Source organism: Streptomyces sp. NPDC031418 (assembly GCF_055581605.1).
Genome location: NZ_JBVIJC010000022.1, coordinates 88,378 through 104,896 on the forward strand (window position 1 = coordinate 88,378; position 16,519 = coordinate 104,896).

A 16,519-nucleotide genomic window follows, 5' to 3' on the forward strand; every position below is an offset into this window, starting at 1 on the left:
CGGCCGTCCGGCGTCACCCGAACGCCCTTCGACAGGCCGGCCGAGGCGAAGCTCAGCGGATGGCGACGACTGCACCGCCGCCACGCACCCGAGGCCAGCCACTTCCCGGCCTTCACTGCCCGCGCCGCCACCCTCATCCGCTACCGCAGACTGTCCAACTAGTAGCGGCCGACATAGTGGTAGTTCGCGTTCAGGCTGCCCGGCGCGGTCTTGACCGGGGCGAGCGCGTTGAACGGTGCCACGTCCACGTCCCGGATCACGTCGGTGTAGTCACCGCTCAACGTCGGTACGTTGATCACGCCCGGGGCAGTGCCCTTCTCCACCCAGTTCATCAGTGGCTGAAGGAACTCTGGCCAGCCGATCTCCGACGGAGCGGCCGCTTCCGGCCCGAACAGGCAGTGGTAGCCCGCCGGAATCATGTACAGCCGCGTGTAGGCGTCGGCGCCACCCCGCTTCTGCACCGCCCGGTAGTAGTCCAGCGTGGAGAACGGCGGGATGGACGGGTCGGCCCAGCCGTGGTACATGATCAGCTTGCCTCCGTGCGCGCGGAACGCTGACAGATCGGGGTTGTTGGCGTTGTACAGGGCGTTGCCGAGCAGGTTGAGCCGGTCGTACGTGGCCGTGGTGAACCGCACGTCGGTGAGCTTGAAACTGTCGAGCAGCACGCTCGGGTAGCCCAGGTACTTGAGGTAGTCGAAGGCGATTTTCCCGGCGTTGCCATCCAGGGGTGATCCGGACCGGACCACGAACTGGTCGATCCAGCCGAGTTCGGACCCGTACGGCATCCCCCCGTTGTAGAGGCCGTGCGGTCCGCGGTAGAAGGCCACCACGGCGGCCACCTGCCCCGGTGTCAGGCACGTCGGCCGGTCCACGTCCGGCGGGCAGCGCAGCGACGACGGCTGGAAGCCGCACTGCCGAGGGTCCTGAATGACGTCGCCGCACGTCTTGACCACGGCGTCGTGCAGGGTGGGGATCTTCTCCGGGCCGAGGATCTGCTTGCCGTGCGCGTCGGTGTTGCGGGTGGCGACCCATGCCGCCAACAGGGCCAGCGGCGCCTCGTTGTTGGCCGGGGCGCCGGCCAGGATGCCGTCGAAGTCGGCCGGGAACCGCTGGGCCAGGTTGAGACCCTGGCGGCCGCCGGTCGAGCAGCCGTCGAAGTACCGGTATGCCGGACCGTGCCCGTAGTACGCGGTCATCAGTGCGTCTGACGCCAGCCGCAGCCGGTGCTCGGACGTCAGCCCGAACTCGATGCGGGCCCGCGGGTCGCGGCCCCAGGTGGCGGGCTGCGCGCCCGCGGGGTCCCCGGCGTGCCCCGTGTCGTCGCCGGCCACCACCAGCGTCTTGTCCAGTGCGGCCGGGCAGCTGAACCCGAACAGCGGGAACCTCAGGTCGGGGACCGTGCCGCACAGGCCGCTGCATCCCTGCTGGACGTACTCGCCGGTCCAGCCGCTGACCGGCAGCTTGACGGTGAACGTGGTGGCCGGTTCCAGCACGCCCTGGACCTGGCAGTAGCCATCGGCAGCGGCGGCCGAGGTGACCGTCCCCTGCGGGACGTGGGCGGCGGTGAGCCCGGCGCAGTTCAGCGCGGTAGCCCCGTGGGCGGCGGCGCTCGCTCCGCCCAGCATCAAGGGGACCGCGACCAGCAGGGTCAGCAATCTCCGGATCATCGTGCTCCCTCCTTCATCGAGGGACGCTAGTGACCGATACGGGTTCAGCGGATCGGTTCCGGGATCGGACCCGCGGTCATCCCCGAGACTGAGGAGCCGTGCCGGGGCGCACCAGACCGGTCTCGTACGCCAGGACGGCCGCCTGCACCCGGTCGCGCAGGCCGAGCTTGGTCAGAATGGCCGACAGGTGCGTCTTCACCGTGGCCCGGCTCAGTGTCAGCTCCTGTGCGATCTCATCGTTGGACAGCGCCCGCGCGACCAGCGTCAGCACCTCGATCTCGCGCTCGCTCAACGCGTCCAGCGCGGGCGGAGCGGTACCGCCGGGCAGCTTGCCGGCGAATCGGTCCAGCAACCGCCGCGTCACTGTGGGCGCGAGCAGTGCCTCTCCGCGGGCCACCAGCCGGACCGCGGCGGCCAGTTCGTCCGGCCGGATGTCCTTGAGCAGGAAGCCGCTGGCGCCCGCCCGGAGTGCGGAGAACACCGGCTCGTCCAGGTCGAACGTTGTCAGGATGATGATCCGGGCCGGATTGCCGGCTGCGGCCAGCCGGCGGGTGGCCTCGATACCGTCCATCCGCGGCATCCGGACGTCCATCAAGATCACGTCCGGGACCAGCGACTGGGCCAGCGCGACCGCCTCGATACCGTCGCCCGCCTCGCCCACCACCTCGAGGTCCTCGCGGCTGTCGATGATCATCATGAAGCCGGCCCGGACCAGGTCCTGGTCGTCGGCGATCAGCACACGGACGGTCACCGCCGCATCTCCTTGGGAATCATGCCGCTTCCACCGGCAGTTCGGCACGCACCCGGAAGCCGCCGTCGGGACGCGGGCCGGCGTCGAGGGTACCGCCCAGCAGCCGGGCGCGTTCCCGCATGCCGACGATGCCCCGACGCCCGGACCCGTCGGCCCGTCCGACCGGGCGCGCCGGGCCGTCGTCGGATATCTCCAGTCGCACCGAGCCCGGTCCGTGCCGGACGATCACCCGGACTCGGGTGGCCTGGCTGTGGCGCAGCGTGTTGGTCAGCGACTCCTGCACGATCCGGTATGCCGACAAGTCCACCGCGGCCGGCAGGGGCAAGGCCGCCGCGTCCCGCTCCCGCTCCAGCTCCACCCGCAGCCCAGTGGCCTGCAACGACGTGGCCAGCGCATCGAGTTGGTCCAGCCCGGGCTGGGGTGCGTCGGTTTCCGGGTCCTCCTGGGGGCTTACCGTCTGTAGCAGCAGCCGCAGCTCGCACAGCGTGGACCGGGCGGCCCGGTCGATCGACGCGAGCGCCTTGCGGGCCAGGTCGGGCCGGGTGTCGAAGACGTCTCCGGCAGCGCCCGCCTGCACCACGATCACCGACACCGTGTGGGCCAGCACGTCGTGCAGCTCCCGGGCGATCCGCTCCCGCTCCTGGGTGAGGATGCGGCGCGCCAGATCCTGTCGGCGCAGCGCCCTCGTGCGCCCCAGCTCGCCCAGCGTCCAGGCCAGCGACGGCCCGGCCATGGCCAGCAGCATGGTGGTCCAGTCGCCGTGCACCAGCTTCCACGGTGTGCTCGCCAGCAGCAGGCCCAGCACCCACAGCGACCGGGTCGGCGGGCGGACCCGGGCGTAGCCGGCCAGCACCGCGGCGACCTGGCCGAGCCAGCCGATGTCGGGGCTGACCAACTCGATGCCGACACCGGCGAGGATGCCGACGGCCATCGAGAGCTCGGGGTGGCGGCGCATCTGCGCGACCGCAGCCGCCTGCACGGCGGCGCAGGTCAGCGCGAGCGCGTAGCCGACCGTCGAGTCCGGGCCGGTCGGCGTGACCACGATCAACGCCACCAGCACGACGAAGAAGCCAGCCGCCGCGCCCACGTCAAAGCGAAGACCCCGCTTGTGCACACAGTGATCGTAGGAGGCGAGGCCGGCCGCGACATCGGTCCGGAGAACGACCCGCGGTTACCTCCCCGGACGTACCGGTGGGGACATGCCTGGTGCAGAACCGCTTCGTCCAGACGGCCCCGTACGCCGGCTCGCGCCCGAACCATGAACCAGCGGTGCGCGGTCACCTTCGAAGACCGCGCCTTTCCACGAGTCGGCATGGTGGCCGCACGCATAGCGAACCCTCGAACTATGTTGCCCCGCCATATGTGCGCCTGACCTGCGCGTTCCTACGGTGTGGCGACACGCAAACGTCCCCGTCCCATGCCAGGAAGTGGTGCCGATGTCGTCGCCCGCAAGCGCCCCACCAGCCCCGTCCAGCCTCCCCCGCATCGTCGCCGCCAGTCTCATCGGCACCACCATCGAGTGGTACGACTTCTTCCTCTACGGCTCCGCGGCCGCGCTGGTGTTCAACAAGCTGTTCTTTCCCGACTCCGACCCCCTCGTCGGGACACTGCTGTCGTTTCTGACCTATGCCGTGGGCTTCGCGGCCCGCCCGCTGGGGGCCCTGGTGTTCGGGCACTACGGTGACCGGCTGGGGCGGAAGAAGCTGCTGGTGCTGAGCCTGGTGCTGATGGGCGGGGCGACGTTCGGCATCGGGCTGCTGCCCACCCACGCGACCGTCGGCGCCGCCGCACCCGTGCTGCTGACGGCACTCCGGCTCGTGCAGGGGTTCGCGCTCGGCGGTGAGTGGGGCGGCGCCGTCCTGCTGGTGTCGGAGCACGGCGACGCGCGCCGTCGGGGCTTCTGGGCGTCGTGGCCGCAGACCGGCGCCCCGGCCGGGCAGTTGCTGGCCACCGGGGTGCTCTCGCTGCTCACCGCCCTGCTGTCCGACGACGCCTTCGGCAGTTGGGGCTGGCGGATCCCCTTCCTGCTCTCCGGAGTGCTCGTGATCGTCGGGCTGTGGATCCGGCTGTCGGTGGACGAATCGCCGGTGTTCAAGGAGGCGTTGGCGCGGGCCGAGTCCCGGCGGGCCGGCGCGCCGGAGCAGCTGCCGCTCGTCTCGGTGCTGCGGCACCACTGGCGCGATGTGCTGGTGGCGGTGGGCGCCCGGATGGCCGAGAACATCGGCTACTACGTCATCACCGCCTTCGTCCTCGTCTACGCCACGACCTCGGCCGGGGTCTCCAAGCAGACCGCGCTCAACGCCGTACTCATCGGCTCCGCCGTGCACTTCGCCGTCATTCCGGCCTGGGGTGCGCTGTCCGACCGGGTCGGGCGGCGGCCGGTGTACCTGCTCGGCGCGGCCGGTGTCGGCCTGTGGATCTTCCCCTTCTTCTCGCTGGTGGACACCGGTTCGTTCGGGTACCTGGTGCTGGCCGTGACGGTCGGCCTGGTACTGCACGGCGCCATGTACGCGCCGCAGGCCGCCTTCTTCGCGGAGATGTTCGCCACCCGGATGCGGTACTCGGGGGCTTCCATCGGCGCGCAGTTCGCCTCCGTGGCGGCCGGTGCGCCCGCCCCGCTCATCGCCACCGCGCTGCTCTCCGACTACGGCAGCTCGACGCCGATCGCGCTGTATGTGATCGGCGCCGCGCTGCTGACGCTCGTCGCGGTGGGCGTGGCCCGGGAGACCCGGCACCGGGATCTGGCCCAGGACGAGGCCGGGCACGAAGAGGCCGCCGGGACCGGCTCGGCCGCCGAGGCTCGCACGGCCTGAGCCCCGCGCGCTCGTCCCCCCGCACTGACCGGTCCCCGCCCGGGGGCCGGTCAGTGCCGTTCCGGCGCGGCCAACCGGTGCAGGCGCAGGGCGAGTTGGATCTCCAGGGCCCGGGCGGGCGTCTGCCAGTCCGCGCCGAGCAGCCGGCCCACCCGCTCCAGCCGCTGGGCGACCGTGTTCACATGGACGTGCAGCGTCTCCTTGGTGCGGGCCGGGCTCATCCCGCTGGCGAAGTACGCGTCCAGGGTGCGCAGCAGTTCCGTCCCGCGCTGCTCGTCGTACGACACCACCGGTCCGATGGTGCGCTCCACGAAGCCGGTGACGTCCCGTTCGCCGGCGAGGAGCAGGCCGAGGAAGCCGAAGTCCTCGGCTGCCGCGCCGTCTCCGGCCCGGCCGAGCAGCAGCAGCGCGTCCAGGCAGCGGCGGCCCTCGGCATAGGCAGCGACCACGGAGCCGGGGTGTGCGGCGAGGTCCGTGACGGGGGCGGAGGCGCCGACCGTGACGGGCTGGCGCACGGCGGTGCCCAGCCGGCGGGCGGTGCGGCGGGCCACCTCCGTGGCGGTGTCGGCGGAGCCGAGCGGCAGCAGCAGGACGGTGCCGCCGTCGCGGGCGGCGGCCAGGCCGTGCCGGGTCGCGGCGAGGTGGGACGCGGCGGACCACAGGCGACGGCGGGCCGCCGCCTCCTCGTCGGCGTCGGCCGCCGGGCCGTCGATGCGCGCGGCGAGGACCACATGGGTGGCGTCGAGGTCAGCGTGCAGCCGGGCCGCGCGTTCGCGCAGCAGGCGCGGGTCCCGGTCGCGCGCGTCCAGCAGGTCGTCCAGCAGCTCGCCACGGACCCGCTGTTCGGCCTCGGCGGCGGAGCGGCGGGCGAGCAGCAGCAGCGAGGTGACCATCGCCGCGCGCTCCAGGGTGCGCTGGTCGACCGGGTCGAGGCCGGGATGGCCGCGCAGTACCAGGGCGCCGAGGAGTTCACCGCCCGCGGCCACCGCCGCGATCCAGTCGCTGCCGTGCCGCACGGCGTGCCCGTCGGCGCGGGAGGCCTCCAGCGGTTCGGCCGGCGCCGCGTCTTCCTCCGTGAACTCGACCGTTCCGTCGAGGACTTGGGAGACGGCGGCGGCCACGTCATGGACGCCGCCGCCGCGCAGCACGAGTTCGGCGAGCCGGTCGTGGACCTCGGAGGCGCGTTCGATGACGCCGCTGCGGTCCCGGATGATCTCGTTGGCGCGCTCGAGCCGGGCCAGCGCCGAGCGGGTCTCGGTGAGCAGGTTCGCGGTGTCGATGGCGGCCGCGGCGAGCGCGGCGAAGGAGCCGAGCAGTGCGATCTGCTCGCGTTCGAAGACCCGTGCTCTGCGGTCGGCGGCGAAGAGGACGCCGATGACGTGCGGGCCGAGCATCAGCGGCACACCGAGGATGGCGACCAGGCCCTCGTCGTGAACGCCGGCGTCGATGGTGTGGGTGTGCTGGAACCGGTCGTCGTGGAAGTAGTCGTCGGTGACGTACGGCCGCGCGGTCTGGGCGACGAGTCCGCCGAGGCCCTCCCCCATGCCGAGCCGCAGCTGCTGGAAGCGCGCGGAGACGGAGCCCTCGGTGACCCGCATGTAGGTGTCACCGCGCACCGGGTCGTTGAGGCTCAGATAGGCGATGTCCGTGCCGAGCAGTGAGCGGGCGCGCTGCACGATGGCCTGGAGCACGGCGTCCACATCGCGCAGCCCGGCCAGGTCGTGGGCGGTCTCGAAGAGCGCGGACAGCTCCGCCTCGCGGCGCCGGCGCCCCTCCAGTTCCGCCCGGACGCGCAGGGCGAGCCGCTTGGCGTGCTCCAGCGCGGCGATCCGCTCGGCCGGCCCGCCCTCGGCGCGGGCCAGGAGCGCCGGCTGCTCGTAGGCCTCCGCGGAGGCGTCGCGGGCCAGCAGCTCGAGGAACGGGGCCTCCGTGCTGTCGCGTGCTGCCGAGTGAACGTGATCGCGAGACATGGTCACAGGATTCCGCATCGGCCACCCGGCCCGTCAGGCCTGTGGAAAACTCTCGGGGCCGGCGGCGTCCGGCCCGTCAGTGGGCCGTCCACCCGCCGTCGAGCACCAGCGAGGTGCCGGTGACGAAGGAGGCCTGCGGGCTGCACAGGTAGGCCACGGCCTCGGCGACCTCCTCCGGTTCGATGAGCCGCCGTACCGCGCTGTCCTTCAGCAGGACTTCGGACAGCACCCGGCTCTCGGGAATGCCGTGGGCCTGTGCCTGGTCGGCGATCTGCTTCTCGACCAGTGGGGTGCGCACATAGGCCGGGTTCACACAGTTGGACGTCACCCCATGGGCGGCGCCTTCCAGGGCGGCCGTCTTGGAGAGCCCCTCGAGACCATGTTTCGCGGCCACATAGGCGGACTTATAGGCGGAGGCGCGCAGACCATGGACGGAGGACACGTTCACGATCCGGCCCCAGCCCTGTGCGTACATGTGCGGGAGCGCGCCGCGGATGAGGCGGAACGGCGCCTCCAGCATCACGGTCAGCACCGTGTGGAAGACGTCGGGCGGGAACTCCTCGAGGGGACGCACCAGTTGCAGCCCCGCGTTGTTGACCAGGACGTCGGTGCCGGCGGCGGCCTGTTCGGCGGCGTCGAGGTCGGTGAGGTCCACGACGTGCGGTACGACGGTCCCCGCGAGGTCCGCGCGTTTGGCCTCGTCGGCCAGGGCGGCGAGGCCCGCGCCGTCCCGGTCGACGGCCCGCACCTCGGCCCCGGCGGCCGCGAGCCGCAGCGCGCAGGCGCGTCCGATGCCGCTGGCGGCACCGGTGACGAGAGCGGTACGGCCGCCGAGGTCGAGGGCGAGCGGCTGGACAGGGGGGCCGTTCAACGGGGTGGGCGAGGTCATGTGCCGACCCTAAGCGGACCCCATCCCTCACCACATATGGTCGCCGCCCATACTTCAGCCAAGAGTCATAGGGTCAAACCATGTGGGTGCCTCGGACATGGCCTGTTTGATCCGGAAGAGGCCGAATTCGTGCAGGTCGGGCAGCGCGTCCACCGGGAACCAGCCCACGTCCAGGGACTCGTCGTCGTTGACCCGGGCCTCGCCGCCCACGGCGCGGCAGCGGAAGGTGATGTCCATGAACTGGCAGATGTCGCCGTTGTCGTAGGTGATCGGCTCCAGGGCCTGGACGAGGACCACCCGCTCCGGAACGCAGTGCACCGCCGTCTCCTCGAAGACCTCCCGCACGGCGCAGGCAGCGGGCTGCTCGCCCGGGTCCGGGATGCCGCCGATCACCGACCAGGTGCGGGTGTCGGCCCGCCGGCCCAGCAGCACTCTGCCGTCGTCGTCGAAGACGATCGCGGTGACTCCGGGGAGCCAGAGCAACTGCTGTCCGGCGGAGGACCGGAGCGTGCGGATGAAGTCAGGGGTAGCCATGCGGCCGACCCTAACGGGCCGGTCCGCCGTTCCGTCCGTCCGGGGGAAGCCCGGGACGCCGTACGCTCACGCGCCGGCGGTGCGACGCCGGGTGCGCAGGCCCGACCCGATCGCCCAGCCGATGCCGCCCGCGGCGACCAGCACGAGGGCCATCTCCGGCAGGATGCCCAGCTCGGTGGCGGGCGTACGGGAGGTGCGCAGCGGCACCTTCTGCACGAGGTAGGCGGGCACGAACATGCCGGTCCGCTGGGTGATCTTGCCGTCCGGCATGATGATCGCGCTGACCCCGCTGGTCACCGGCACGGTCACCGTGCGGCTGTGTTCGACCGCGCGGATGCGGGACATGGCGAGCTGCTGGTAGGTCATCTCGCTGCGGTCGAAGGTGGCGTTGTTGCTCGGCACGGAGATCATCTCCGCGCCATGGGTGACCGTGTCCCGCACCGCCCAGTCGAAGGCGGCCTCGTAGCAGGTGGCCAGGCCCACCTTGGCGCCGTCGAGGTCGAAGACGCCGGGCTTGCTGCCCCGGCTGAAGTCCTGGCGGACCATGCCGGTCCAGTTCTTGTTGATGGCGCCGACGAGCCCGCGCAGCGGGAGGTACTCGCCGAACGGCTGGATCTGCCGCTTGTCGTAGGTCTGGGTCGGCCCCTTGACCGGGTCCCAGAGGATCTGCTCGTTGAGCAGCTTGCCGTCCCGTTCCACGACGCCGCCGACCGAGACGGGCACGCCGACCGCCTTGGCGGCGCCCGCGATGACGGTGGCCGCGTCCGGGTTGGCGAAGGGGTCGATGTCGGAGGAGTTCTCCGGCCACAGCACGTAGTCGGGCTTGGCGACCTTGCCCGCCCGGATGTCGGCGGCGAGCTTGGACGTCTCGCGCGCGTGGTAGTCGAGGACGGCCCGGCGCTGGGCGCTGAACTCCAGGCCCGAGCGCGGCACATTGCCCTGGATGAGCGCGACGGTGCGGGTGCCGGCCTCGGCCTTGTCGCTGACCAGGGGCATCGCGGCGGCCGCTCCGGCGACCGGTACGGCCACGCTCAGCAGTGCGGCGGCCGCGGTCCCGCGCCGGACGGCATGGCCGCGGCGCCGCTCGGCGATCAGCCGGACGGCCTCGCACAGACCGAACCCGCACAGCACGACCGCGAAGCCGAGCACAGGGGTGCCGCCGACCGCGGCGAGCGGCAGGAAGACACCGTCCGCCTGGCCGAAGGCGATCTTGCCCCACGGGAAGCCCCGGAAGGGCACGCGCGCGCGTACGGCCTCCCCCGTGATCCACAGGGCGGCTGCCCACACGGGCCAGGCAGGCAGCCGGGAGACGGCGCTGACGCCCACGCCGACCAGGGCGACGAACACCGCCTCGATCGCGGCCAGGGCGAGCCACGGTCCGGGCCCCACCTCCACACCGGTCCACACCAGCAACGGGAGCAGGAAGCCGAGCCCGAAGAGGTAGCCGAGGCCCAGGGCCGCCTTCCAGCTCCGGCCGCGCAGCACCCAGCCGAAGCCGGCGAAGGCGGGCAGGGCGAGCCACCACAGGGTGCGTGGCGGGAAGCTGACGTAGAGCAGCACTCCGCACAGGGCGGAGGCGACGGCCGGGACCAGGCGCAGCAGGCGGCCGCCGAGCGCGCTGGGCGCGGGGGACGGCCGGAGCTGGTCCGGCTGGTCCAGGGAAGGTGCGGTGACGGTCACCCGGGTGAGTGTACGGCCGTCGACCTTGCTGTTGACAGCGCGGGCCGGGGGGCCTGCTGATCGCGAGGGGCTGGTGTGGCCGCCCCCGGGCCGGCTGTCCCCCGCTGCCGCGGGCGCCCGCTTTCCCGGACCGGGAGAGTGGTTCGGACGACTACCGGAATGCGGACCTCTGCGCGCACATCGTCCCCAAACCCGCCATGAGCCGTTACGGTGAGCGCAGCCTGGGCGATGCGGCCGTTCTCGGTGCGTGTGTCCGGGCTTGCCATAGGTCGGGGGACCAGGTGCGAGGGGCGGCGGGTGGGGGCGACGGGGACGAGGTCCGCGACCGGTGCGGACGACACGGACACCGAGAGCGGCGAGAGAAACGTTTCCGACGGGGTCGGGATGATCCTGCTGGGGGCCTGCGCGGCATGGTCGCTGATCACCGCGGCAGCGCATGACGGGCGGCCCGAGGGGCTGCTGCTCGCGGTGCTGGCCGCGACCGCCGGCTATGCAGCGGGCCGGGTCTCCGGCACCCTGCTGCCGGTGGCCGCGCCCGGCGCCGGTGCGCTGGCCGGGCTGGCCCTGGCCGTGGCCCTGCCCGGCCTCTCCCCCGGCCCCGGGTACGCCGTACCCCTCGGGCATGCCGGGGCCACCGCCGCCCTGCTGGCCCTGGCCACCGGAGCGGCGTGCTGTGCCGCCTGGGCGACGCCCGTACCGGCGCTGCGCCTGGGTCTGTGGGCGCTGGCCGCCGGGATCGTCGGAGCCGGGGCGGCACTGGGGTCGGTGGCCGGTTGCGCGACCGGTGCGGCCGTCCTGCTGTGTTCCCTGGCCGCGGGCGCGGTGCCGCGCCGGGGTGGGGGGCTCGCGGGTCTGGCGGTGGCGGCGGCCGGGGTGGCGGCGACGGTCTGGGCGCTGGCCGCGGATGTGCTGCCGGGCGGCCTTGCCGAGGTGCTCACGCGGTGGTCGGGTCCGCACCGGGTGCGGGTGTGGCGGGAGGCGCTGGGGCTCGGGGAGGGGGCGGGCGGTCTCGGCGTCGGGCCCGGCCGGTTCGGGGAGCTGAGCCGTACGACGGCACCGGCGTCCGCGTCCGACGGCAGGGCCCACTCGGCGCTGCTCCAGCAGGCCGCTGAGCAGGGCGTGGTGGGGGTCGTGCTGCTCGGCGCCGTGTTCTGCTGGGTCCTGCACGCGCTGTGGCGCAGCCCTCGTACGACGCCGGTCGCCCTCACCGCGGGGGCGGCCCTGACGGCGCTGGCCGGGCTCGCCGCGGGGGGCAACGCGCTCAGTTTTCCGACGGTCACGGCGGGCGCGGGTCTGCTGGCCGGCTGGGCGACGGCACGGCCGTGGGCGGGCGACGACGCGGGGCCGCGACCCTGACCCGTGGAGGAATGGGCGGCGGACTCAGCCGGCCGTGCCGGGGGTGATCGCCCGCAGCCGGTCCCGGATGACCCGCACCGCCGACTCCGCGTTGTCGACAGTGATCGTGAAGGTGTGGCCGTCCCACAGCCGGAGCACGACGCCCTCTCCGCGGCGCACGACGACGGCGGTGCCCTTCTCGGGGCGCCAGCGGTAGCCCCAGCCGCCCCAGTGGCGCGGGGTCACATGGGCGGTGAAGTCGGCGCCCGCCACATGGGAGAGCGGAATACGGCGGCGGGGCAGCCCGATGTGGCCGCAGCGCACCTCGACGCACTCCCGGTCGCACCGGAGGTCGACGTGCACGAAGGCGAGGGTGCCGAAGAGGACCAGCAGGCCGGCCGCGATACAGCCCACGACGGACATCGCCAGGGCTGCGACGCCGGAGGTCCAGGCCGAGTCCACGGCCAGCTCGATGCCGAGTGCCAGGCAGGCCGCGCCGACCAGCGCCAGCAGCCACTGGACCCGGTTGGTGGCGCGGCCGGTCCAGACGTCGGTGCGCGCGGTGTCGTCGGCTCGGGGATGGTCCCTCATGTTTATGAGGTTACTCAGGTTTCGATCCGCGGGTACCCGCTCGCGGAGGGTGACCGCACCCGTCCGGCCCAGTGGGTGACAGGGACCTGTGAGCGCGCACACAGAGGACGCATATACAAAGGGCGACCCTCATGTGTATACGCCGCACATGGGTGCGTCCGGTCGGGTCAGCTGCGGTCGGCGACCGGGCCGGGGACGGGCAGCAGCCGGCCCTCGGCGTAGTGCAGCGCGGGCGCGGGCAGCTCGCCCTCGCGGCCGCTGAGCAGCACGGTCAGGGTGCCTTCGGCGGGGGCCTCGGGGGCGGGCTGTTCGCCGATCCGGCGCAGGGCCTGCGCGGCCACCGCTCCGGCGGAGCCGTGCAGCACGAGCGGGGCGGCGCCGGGGCGCTGCACGGCGGCGCGGATACGTTCCGCCACCAGCTCGTAGTGGGTGCAGCCCAGGACGACGGTCGTCACATCGTCCGGGGTCAGCTCGGCCGCGGCGGCGACAGCCGCGTCGATGGCCGCCTCGTCCGCGTGCTCGACGGCCTCGGCGAGTCCCCAGCACGGCACCTCGTGCACCCGGACGCCGTCGGCGAAGTCCTCGATGAGCCCGCGCTGGTAGGCGCTGCCGGTGGTGGCGGGGGTGGCCCAGATCGCGAAGGGGCCGCCGCCGGCCGCGGCCGGCTTGATCGCCGGGACCGTGCCGATCACCGGGATCCCGGGCTCCAGCCGGGCGCGCAGGGTGGGCAGGGCGTGCACCGTGGCGGTGTTGCAGCCGATGATCAGGGCGTCGGGCCGGTGGGCCGAGGCGGCCTCGGCGACGGCCAGCGCGCGCTGGGTGACGTCCTCGGGGGTGCGCGGCCCCCAGGGCATGCCGTCGGGGTCCAGCGAGAGCACGAGATCGGCGTCGGGCCGCAGTCGCCGTACCGCGGCGGTGGCCGCCAACAGGCCGATTCCGGAGTCCATGAGCGCGATCTTCACCCGGCCACGATAGACGATGGAGTCTTGCCGGCCGTTGCGGTGGGGCAGACTGCGGCCGTGAGTGCCCTGATGTGGATCACCGTCGTGTCCCTGGCCGCCTGGTGCTGGCTGCTGCTCGGCCAGGGCTTCTTCTGGCGCACGGACGTCCGGCTGCCGCCGCGCCGGGAACCGGACGGGTGGCCGTCGGTCTGTGTCGTCGTACCGGCCCGGGACGAGGCCGCCGTACTGCCCGCGAGTCTGCCGTCGCTGCTGGCGCAGGACTATCCGGGGCGGGCCGAGGTCTTCCTGGTGGACGACGGCAGCACGGACGGCACCGGGGAACTGGCCCGGGAGCTGTCCCGGCGGCACGGCGGGCTGCCGCTGACGGTCGGTTCGCCCGGGGAGCCGCCCGCGGGCTGGACGGGCAAGCTGTGGGCGGTGCGCCACGGTATCGGCCTGGCACGCGCGCGCGATCCGGAGTTCCTGCTGCTGACGGACGCGGACATCGCGCATGCGCCGGACAGCCTGCGCGCCTTGGTGGCGGCTGCCCGCACCGGCGGTTTCGACGTGGTGTCGCAGATGGCCCGGCTGCGGGTGGAGAGCCTGTGGGAGCGGCTGGTCGTCCCGGCGTTCGTCTACTTCTTCGCGCAGCTGTATCCCTTCCGGTGGATCAGCCGTGAGGGCACGCGTACGGCCGCGGCCGCGGGCGGCTGCGTCCTGCTGCGCGCCGGTACGGCGGAGCGGGCACGGATCCCGGACGCCATCCGTCACGCCGTGATCGACGACGTGGCACTCGCCCGCGCGGTGAAGGGTGCCGGCGGCCGTGTCTGGCTGGGGCTGGCCGAGGGGGTGGACAGCGTGCGCCCGTATCCGCGGCTGCACGACCTGTGGCGGATGGTCTCGCGCAGCGCGTACGCGCAGCTGCGGCACAACCCGCTGCTGCTGCTCGGTACGGTCGCCGGGCTGGCGCTGGTCTATCTGGTGCCGCCCGCCGCGGTGGTCGCGGGCGCGGCCGCCGGCGGTGCGGCGACCGCGGTCCTGGGTGCGGTGACGTGGGCGGTGATGACCGGTACGTATGTGCCGATGCTGCGGTACTACCGGCAGCCGCTGTGGCTCGCTCCGCTGCTTCCGTTCACCGCGTTCCTGTATCTGCTGATGACGGTCGACTCCGCCGTGCAGCACTACCGGGGGCGCGGCGCCGCCTGGAAGGGGCGTACGTATGCGCGTCCGGACGCGGTGCCGGAGGAGGGCTGAGCGGGGTCACTTGCGGCCGGGCGTCCAGTTCATGTCCCACCCGTAGGCGCGGTCCACGGTCCGCTGCGGGCTCACCCCGCGCTCCGGGACCAGATAGCGGGCCTCGCGCTGGACGATGAGGTCGCCGCCCTGGTGGGTGATCAGGGCGAGCGCGCACACCGTGGAGGGGACCGTGCACTCGTCCAGCGAGAAGTCGATCGGCGCGCCGTACTGGGGCTGGAGGGTCACGGTGGCGTGCAGGCCGGCGAAGGAGGCGGCGCCCTCGTAGACGGTGACGAAGACGAGGATGCGCCGGAACTCCTGGATGTGGTCGAGGTTGACGGTGAGGTTCTCCCCGCTCGCGACGGCGCCGGTGCGGTCGTCGCCGTCGAGGTGGATGTACGGGGGCCGGTGCAGGGAGCCGAAGGAGTTGCCGAGGGCCTGGACGACGCCCTTGCGGCCGTCGGCGAGTTCGTACAGGGCGCACAGGTCGAGGTCGAGGTCGCTCTGGCCGCCGCCCCGGCGGCCGCCCCAGCCGGGGAACTGCTTGCGGACCTGCCAGTTGAGGTTTACGCGCAGCGTGCCGGAGGTGCCGCCCTGCTTGGCCAGCGAGACCGAGGGGGCGGCCTTCGTGAGGGTCACCTTGGACAGCCGTACCGGCCGGGCCGCGGGCGTCGGCGGGGCGGCGGGCGGCGGTGGCGGGGTGGTCGCGGCCGGCTGCGGCGGGGGCCCGGCCGGCGGCGGTGGCAGGGTCACGGTCGGCTGCACCGGCGGGGCCGCAGTCGGCTGCACCGGCGGGGCCGCGGGAGGCGGCGGCGCGTTCACCGGGGCGCTCGCCGCGGGCGGTGCGGCGTGCTGCGGCTGGTCCACGGTGATACCGAAGTCCGTCGCGAGGCCCTCGAGTCCGCTGCTGTAGCCCTGGCCGACGGCGCGGAACTTCCAGCCGCCCTGCCGGCGGTAGAACTCGCCGAGGACGAACGCCGTTTCGCTGGTGGCGCCGGGGCTGTCGAAGCGGGCCACCACGGCGCCGGTCGCGGCGTCGGTCACCTCGATGTAGAGACCGGGGACCTGCCCGAACGTTCCGCCGTCCGCGGAGGCGGCGAGGACGATGCGCTCCACGGCGCTCTCCACGCGCGCGAGGTCGGCGGAGAGGGTGTCGGTGACCTGGGCGCCGGCCGTCCGCTTGCCCTCGTGGCGCACCGCGCCGGAGGAGTGCGCGGGCTGGTTGTAGAAGACGAAGTCGCCGTCGGAGCGGACCTTTCCCTCGGCGAGCAGCAGCGCCGAGGCGTCCGCGTCGGGCACGCCGGGCCCGGACCGCCAGCCCAGTTCGACGCGCAGGGCCGCGGTCGGCACCTGCGTGTTCGACCCCTTCGGCATTGACATGTCCGCCCCCAACCCGTGTCGGTTTTCCGGTGTCTCCGGTCCTCGGAATCACCCCTGCCCGCACAACCTAATCCCGTCCGGGCGCACACCCACTGAGCAGCGCCGGAAGATCGCCGGTCAACCGGCGGTAACCCCGCAGGAACTCGGGCTTTACACGATCCAAACATGGATTCGCGTCCCTTTTTGCCAAGTTCGCTCGGATTGGGGATACCGGACCACTGCCGACACGGAAAACAACCCTCTTATCGGTCTCCCCAACCAGCACATCGTGGGCTTAACTTATGTGCCATGACCTCCCCCCGCTCCACTTATGGTGGCGGCTACTACTCCGCCTCCTTCCGGGACACCCCGATCTACGACTCGCTCGTGGCCGAGCGGGGCACCCCGCAGATCGCCCCGATCCGGGTCCCCGCCGCCTACGACACGGGCGGCAACCTCCCCGCCCTGCCCTCGGCGCTGCCCGCCCTCCCGGCAGCGCCCTCCCCGCAGGCCCCTGCCTACGGTTACCCGCAGACGCCGCAGCCCGCCCCGCTCCAGCAGGCGCCCACGGCGTACATCCCGCAGCAGGCGGCCGCCCCGCGCGGCTATCCCGGCCCGCAGGCCCCGCAGCAGAACCCGATGGCGCCGGGCACCGGCTACGAAGCCATGCGCCCGGCCGCCCCGCGGCCCACGCAGGCCCAGTACCAGGATCCGTACAACAACCAGCAGTACCGCGGCTACTGACCGACGGGT

General features: G+C 73.1%; 14 protein-coding genes. 4 read left to right on the forward strand and 10 right to left on the reverse strand.

Annotated features, from left to right (window positions below):
- Window positions 1-158: 158 nt before the first annotated feature.
- From ACZ5CZ_RS29430 to ACZ5CZ_RS29440, 3 genes are all read right to left on the reverse strand, one after another.
- Window positions 159-1,667: a tannase/feruloyl esterase family alpha/beta hydrolase gene (locus ACZ5CZ_RS29430; RefSeq protein WP_468947317.1), complete on the reverse strand. Its 1,509-nt coding sequence runs from the start codon at window positions 1,665-1,667 to the stop codon at window positions 159-161.
- Window positions 1,668-1,743: 76 nt separating this feature from the next.
- The gene (locus tag ACZ5CZ_RS29435; RefSeq protein WP_468947318.1) at window positions 1,744-2,418 is read right to left on the reverse strand and encodes a response regulator; all 675 of its coding nucleotides are present in this window, start codon (window positions 2,416-2,418) and stop codon (window positions 1,744-1,746) included.
- Between the two features lie 19 nt (window positions 2,419-2,437).
- The gene (locus tag ACZ5CZ_RS29440) at window positions 2,438-3,532 is read right to left on the reverse strand and encodes a sensor histidine kinase (RefSeq protein ID WP_468947320.1); all 1,095 of its coding nucleotides are present in this window, start codon (window positions 3,530-3,532) and stop codon (window positions 2,438-2,440) included.
- A gap of 322 nt (window positions 3,533-3,854) precedes the next feature.
- Here ACZ5CZ_RS29440 and ACZ5CZ_RS29445 point away from each other — a divergent pair, with 322 nt between their 5' ends.
- A complete protein-coding gene (locus ACZ5CZ_RS29445) occupies window positions 3,855-5,231 on the forward strand; it encodes an MFS transporter (protein WP_468947322.1) in 1,377 nt (458 codons plus the stop codon).
- A gap of 50 nt (window positions 5,232-5,281) precedes the next feature.
- On the opposite strand, the gene ACZ5CZ_RS29450 is transcribed toward ACZ5CZ_RS29445, so the two are convergent.
- From ACZ5CZ_RS29450 to lnt, 4 genes are all read right to left on the reverse strand, one after another.
- Complete coding sequence (locus ACZ5CZ_RS29450; protein ID WP_468947324.1) at window positions 5,282-7,201, reverse strand: helix-turn-helix domain-containing protein; 1,920 nt, start codon at window positions 7,199-7,201, stop codon at window positions 5,282-5,284.
- A gap of 76 nt (window positions 7,202-7,277) precedes the next feature.
- A complete protein-coding gene (locus ACZ5CZ_RS29455) occupies window positions 7,278-8,090 on the reverse strand; it encodes a 3-hydroxybutyrate dehydrogenase (protein WP_468947326.1) in 813 nt (270 codons plus the stop codon).
- Window positions 8,091-8,144: 54 nt separating this feature from the next.
- The gene (locus ACZ5CZ_RS29460; protein WP_467540478.1) at window positions 8,145-8,624 is read right to left on the reverse strand and encodes an NUDIX hydrolase; all 480 of its coding nucleotides are present in this window, start codon (window positions 8,622-8,624) and stop codon (window positions 8,145-8,147) included.
- Window positions 8,625-8,690: 66 nt separating this feature from the next.
- A complete protein-coding gene (gene lnt / locus ACZ5CZ_RS29465) occupies window positions 8,691-10,304 on the reverse strand; it encodes an apolipoprotein N-acyltransferase (protein WP_385842432.1) in 1,614 nt (537 codons plus the stop codon).
- Between the two features lie 384 nt (window positions 10,305-10,688).
- On the opposite strand from lnt, the gene ACZ5CZ_RS29470 reads away from it, so the two are divergent.
- Window positions 10,689-11,660, forward strand: a complete 972-nt coding sequence (locus ACZ5CZ_RS29470; protein WP_468947328.1) for an O-antigen ligase family protein — start codon at window positions 10,689-10,691, stop codon at window positions 11,658-11,660.
- Window positions 11,661-11,684: 24 nt separating this feature from the next.
- Here ACZ5CZ_RS29470 and ACZ5CZ_RS29475 read toward each other — a convergent pair whose 3' ends face one another.
- Both ACZ5CZ_RS29475 and ACZ5CZ_RS29480 read right to left on the reverse strand, forming a co-directional pair.
- Window positions 11,685-12,230: a hypothetical protein gene (locus ACZ5CZ_RS29475; protein WP_385842429.1), complete on the reverse strand. Its 546-nt coding sequence runs from the start codon at window positions 12,228-12,230 to the stop codon at window positions 11,685-11,687.
- A gap of 167 nt (window positions 12,231-12,397) precedes the next feature.
- On the reverse strand, window positions 12,398-13,192 hold the full coding sequence (locus tag ACZ5CZ_RS29480) for a glutamate racemase (RefSeq protein ID WP_468947329.1): 795 nt from the start codon (window positions 13,190-13,192) through the stop codon (window positions 12,398-12,400).
- Between the two features lie 69 nt (window positions 13,193-13,261).
- On the opposite strand from ACZ5CZ_RS29480, the gene ACZ5CZ_RS29485 reads away from it, so the two are divergent.
- A complete protein-coding gene (locus ACZ5CZ_RS29485) occupies window positions 13,262-14,425 on the forward strand; it encodes a glycosyltransferase (protein ID WP_468947374.1) in 1,164 nt (387 codons plus the stop codon).
- Between the two features lie 6 nt (window positions 14,426-14,431).
- Here ACZ5CZ_RS29485 and ACZ5CZ_RS29490 read toward each other — a convergent pair whose 3' ends face one another.
- A complete protein-coding gene (locus ACZ5CZ_RS29490; protein WP_468947331.1) occupies window positions 14,432-15,781 on the reverse strand; it encodes a TerD family protein in 1,350 nt (449 codons plus the stop codon).
- Window positions 15,782-16,075: 294 nt separating this feature from the next.
- On the opposite strand from ACZ5CZ_RS29490, the gene ACZ5CZ_RS29495 reads away from it, so the two are divergent.
- On the forward strand, window positions 16,076-16,510 hold the full coding sequence (locus ACZ5CZ_RS29495; RefSeq protein ID WP_385842425.1) for a DUF6643 family protein: 435 nt from the start codon (window positions 16,076-16,078) through the stop codon (window positions 16,508-16,510).
- Window positions 16,511-16,519 lie beyond the last annotated feature (9 nt).

Excerpts from the sequence above, each read along its gene's own strand:
- ACZ5CZ_RS29495 (WP_385842425.1), top strand. The coding sequence starts at position 16,076 with ATGACCTCCCCCCGCTCCACTTATGGTGGCGGCTACTACTCCGCCTCC.
- ACZ5CZ_RS29485 (WP_468947374.1), top strand. The coding sequence starts at position 13,262 with ATGTGGATCACCGTCGTGTCCCTGGCCGCCTGGTGCTGGCTGCTGCTC.
- ACZ5CZ_RS29455 (WP_468947326.1), bottom strand. The coding sequence starts at position 8,090 with ATGACCTCGCCCACCCCGTTGAACGGCCCCCCTGTCCAGCCGCTCGCC.
- ACZ5CZ_RS29490 (WP_468947331.1), bottom strand. The coding sequence starts at position 15,781 with ATGCCGAAGGGGTCGAACACGCAGGTGCCGACCGCGGCCCTGCGCGTC.
- ACZ5CZ_RS29470 (WP_468947328.1), top strand. The coding sequence starts at position 10,689 with ATGATCCTGCTGGGGGCCTGCGCGGCATGGTCGCTGATCACCGCGGCA.
- ACZ5CZ_RS29450 (WP_468947324.1), bottom strand. The coding sequence starts at position 7,201 with ATGTCTCGCGATCACGTTCACTCGGCAGCACGCGACAGCACGGAGGCC.
- ACZ5CZ_RS29460 (WP_467540478.1), bottom strand. The coding sequence starts at position 8,624 with ATGGCTACCCCTGACTTCATCCGCACGCTCCGGTCCTCCGCCGGACAG.
- ACZ5CZ_RS29430 (WP_468947317.1), bottom strand. The coding sequence starts at position 1,667 with ATGATCCGGAGATTGCTGACCCTGCTGGTCGCGGTCCCCTTGATGCTG.
- ACZ5CZ_RS29475 (WP_385842429.1), bottom strand. The coding sequence starts at position 12,230 with ATGAGGGACCATCCCCGAGCCGACGACACCGCGCGCACCGACGTCTGG.
- ACZ5CZ_RS29445 (WP_468947322.1), top strand. The coding sequence starts at position 3,855 with ATGTCGTCGCCCGCAAGCGCCCCACCAGCCCCGTCCAGCCTCCCCCGC.